The organism is Plantactinospora sp. ZYX-F-223, assembly GCF_039649625.1.
Taxonomy (GTDB): Bacteria; Actinomycetota; Actinomycetes; order Mycobacteriales; family Micromonosporaceae; genus Plantactinospora.
The window spans coordinates 1-4,008 of record NZ_JBDJAV010000127.1; the positions used below are offsets into that span (position 1 = coordinate 1).

Here is a 4,008-nt window from a genome sequence, read left to right on the forward strand (position 1 = left end):
GGGAGAGTGGGCCGGAGAAGGGCGTCACCGCCTGGATCGTCTCCGGTCACGACGAAGCCGCGCTACGCGCGCAGGCCCGGCGACTGATCGAACACGTCCACGCCGAATCCGTCAGGCCCAGCGCCCCTGTCACGTCCATCGAACCCGCACCGCGTCATGTCGACATCGGCTACTCGCTCGCCACCACCCGTACCCGGATGGGTTTCCGCGCGGTCGTGATCGGTGACCGGGCCCGGTTGACGGCCGGTCTGACGGCACTCGCCGACGGTACCCTCGCACCCGACGTCGTACGCGGCCAGGCGGACTCCGACGGGCGGGTCGTCTTCGTCTTCCCCGGCCAGGGCGCCCAGTGGATCGGCATGGCGGTTGGACTGCTGGAGTCCTCGCCGGCGTTCGCCGCCCGGATGGACGCGTGCGCGCGTGCCCTGGCGCCACTGGTCGACTGGTCGCTGGTCGACGTGATCCGAGGTGCCGCCGGGGCGCCCCCGCTCGACCGGGTCGACGTCGTCCAGCCCGCCCTGTGGGCCGTGATGGTCTCGTTGGCGGACTGGTGGCGCGCGCACGGCGTAGCACCGGCGGCGGTGGTCGGGCACTCGCAGGGTGAGATCGCCGCGGCGTGCGTCGCCGGGGCGCTGTCGATCGAGGACGGCGCCCGGGTGGTGGCGCTGCGCGCACGACTCATCGCGCGGGAACTGGCCGGCCGTGGCGGGATGGTCGCCGTCGCCGCACCGGCTGACCAGCTCCGTGACCTGCTCGACCGCTCCGAAGGTCGGCTGTCGCTCGCGGTGGTCAACGGTCCCCGTTCCGTCGTGGTCTCAGGCGATCCCGACGCGCTCGACGAACTGGTCGAACGGTGTTCCGTCGAGGGCCTCCGGACACGGCGGGTGACGGTCGACTACGCCTCCCACTCCGGTCAGGTGGAGGCGATCCGTGACGAGCTGGTCCAAGTGCTCGCGGAGATCCGTCCGAACCCCGGGCAGGTGCCCTTCTTCTCCACGGTGACCGGTGATTGGCTGGACACCACCGCCCTGGACGCCGAGTACTGGTACCGCAACCTGCGGGCGACGGTCGGGTTCGACCACGCGGTACGGACGATGGTCGGCGCGGACCTGCGCACGTACGTGGAGGTCAGTCCGCACCCGGTGCTGGTGCCCGGGCTCCAGGAGGTCCTGGACGAAATCGCGCCGGACCGGAGCGCGGCGCTGGGGTCCCTCCGCCGCGACGAGGACGACTCGTACCGGCTGCTCCGGTCGCTGGCCGAGGTCTTCGTCCGAGGGGTCGAGGTCGACTGGGCACCGGTGTTCGACAGCACCGGAGCGAGGCAGGTGGAACTGCCGACGTACGCCTTCCAACGGCGACGGTTCTGGGCCCGTCCGGACGATCGGGACGCGACCGGCGGCGACGGTACGGACGCGGCCGACGCGCCGTTCTGGGCGGCGGTGGAGCAGTCCGACCCGGCCGCCCTGACCGAGCTCCTCGGCGCCGGTCCGGATCAGCGTGATGTGGTGGAGGCGGCGCTTCCGGTGCTGTCGTCGTGGCGGCACCGGCAGCGCGAGACGTCGGTGGTGGACTCCTGGCGGTACCGGGTGACCTGGAAGGTCGTGCCGACGTCGACAGCCGCACTGTCGGGTAGCTGGCTCCTGCTCGCCGCGCGGTCGCCCGGCGGAACCCCGTCGGCCGGCACGCCGACGGTGGAGGCCCTGGCGGAGGCGATGGCCGCGCGCGGGGCCGATGTCCGGCCGGTGGTGGTGGACGCCGCGTCGGTCGACGTGGACGACATGGCCGGTGCGCTGGAAGCGGCCATGGTGGGCGGGTCCGGGGTGGCGGGCATCGTCTCCCTGCTGCCGTGGGCCGAGGAACCCCACCCCGGCCGCGCTGTGGTCCCGGCCGGACTGGCGGCGTCCCTGGTACTTACCCGGGTCCTGGACCGTGCCGGGATCGCCGTACCGCTGTGGTGGGTCACCCGGGACGCGATGCTGGTCGAACCAGCCGATCCGGGGACCGGCTGGGTCCAGGCCCCGGTGTGGGCGTTGGGCCGGGTGGCCGGACTGGAGCAGCCGCAACGGTGGATCGGGCTGGTCGACGTGGCCGGCGGCTGGGACGAACGGGCGGCGGACCGGTTCTGCGCCCTGCTCGTCGGCGACTACGACGAACAGGAAATCGCCGTACGCCCCTCCGGCGTCTATGTTCGTCGCCTGGTGCGTGCGCCGCACCAGCGGCCCGCCCCGGCCTGGCGGCCCCGGGGCACCATCCTCGTCACCGGCGGTACCGGCGGCGTCGGTGCCCACCTCGCCCGCTGGCTCGCCGGAAACGGCGCGTCCCGACTGGTGCTGGTCAGCCGGCGGGGGATGGAATCGCCGGGGGCGCCCGGACTCGCCGCCCAGCTGCGCGAACTGGGTGCCGAGGTGACCATCGCGGCCTGCGACGTGACCGATCGACGGGCCCTCGCGGGACTGCTGGCCGATCACCCGCCGACCGCCGTGTTTCACGCGGCCGGGGTGAGCCGGTCGCTGCCCGTCGCCGACACCGGTCTCGACGAGCTGGCTGACACGATGTCGGCGAAGGTGGCCGGTGCCCGGAATCTCGACGAGTTGCTCGCCGGGCAGCCACTGGACGCCTTCGTGTTGTTCTCGTCCGGGGCGGCGGTGTGGGGCAGCGCCGGCAACGGCGCGTACGCCGCCGCGAACGCCTATCTCGACGCGCTCGCCGGCCACCGTCGCGGCCGGGGCGAGCCCGCCACCTGCGTGTCGTGGGGCGGCTGGGCGGACGGCGGAATGGTCGACGACGGGCTCGGCTCGGTACTGACTCGTATCGGGGTGCGGATGATGGCTCCGGCGCTGGCACTCGCGGCACTCCGCCGGGTGCTGGAGTCCGACGAGACGTCGGTGACGGTGACCGACATGGACTGGGCCAGTTTCGTCTCGACCTTCACGCTGGCTCGCCGCCGCCCCCTGATCGAGGGCATCCCCGAGGTCGCCGCCATCCTGAATGTGGACGACCGGGACGGCGACGTGGCCTCGACGATTGGCCACGAGCTGCGCCGGCGGATCGCCGAGCTGACCGGGACGGAGCGCGGCCGGGTACTGCTCGACCTGGTGCGGTCGGAGACGGCGGCCGTCCTCGGGCACACCGATGTCGACGCGGTGGGCGAGTCCAAGCCCTTCAGGGACCTCGGTCTGGACTCGCTGACCGCCATCGAGCTGCGGAACCGGCTGAACGCCGCGAGCGGTCTGCGGCTGCCCGCGACGTTGGTCTTCGATCATCCCGTTCCGGCGGCCGTGGCCGCGTACCTACAGGCCGAGCTGGTCGGCGCCGTCGAGGCCGACGAGGTGGCGCCGCCGGTACCGGTCGAGCGGGTACCCGACGAGCCGTTGGCGATCATCGGGATCGGATGCCGGTTCCCCGGCGGGGTGAACAGTCCCGAGGAGTTGTGGCAGCTGCTGGTCGAGGAGCGTGACACGGTCGGTCCGTTCCCCTCCGACCGTGGCTGGGACCTTGCCCGCCTCGACGAGTTGGAGGCCGGTCGGACCGGGGGACCCTCGGTACGCCGGGGTTCCTTCCTGGACGACGCGACAGGGTTCGACGCCGGCTTCTTCGGCGTGTCGCCGCGAGAGGCGGTGGCGATGGACCCGCAGCAGCGGCTGTTGTTGGAGACGTCCTGGGAGGCGTTGGAGCGGGCCGGAATCGATCCGCTCTCGTTGCGCGGCAGCCGCACCGGAGTGTTCGTGGGCGGCTCGTCGCAGGACTACGCGGGGCTGCTCACCGGCACCGACGACGGCTACGACTACCTGCTCACCGGCGCGGCCGGCAGCGTGTTGTCCGGCCGGGTCGCATACGCGCTGGGCCTGGAGGGTCCGGCGGTGACGATCGACACGGCCTGCTCGTCCTCGCTGGTCGCCCTGCACACCGCCGCCGGCTCACTGCGATCCGGCGAGTCCGACCTGGCACTGGTGGGCGGGGTGGCGGTGATGGCCACGCCAAATGCCTTCGTCGCGTTCTCCCGGCAGG

The 4,008-nt window shown here is 72.8% G+C and carries 1 protein-coding gene; it reads left to right on the forward strand.

The features are described 5' to 3' along the window. The coding region (locus tag AAH979_RS42585) for an SDR family NAD(P)-dependent oxidoreductase (RefSeq protein WP_346263797.1) at positions 1-4,008 on the forward strand (4,008 nt) is incomplete at both ends.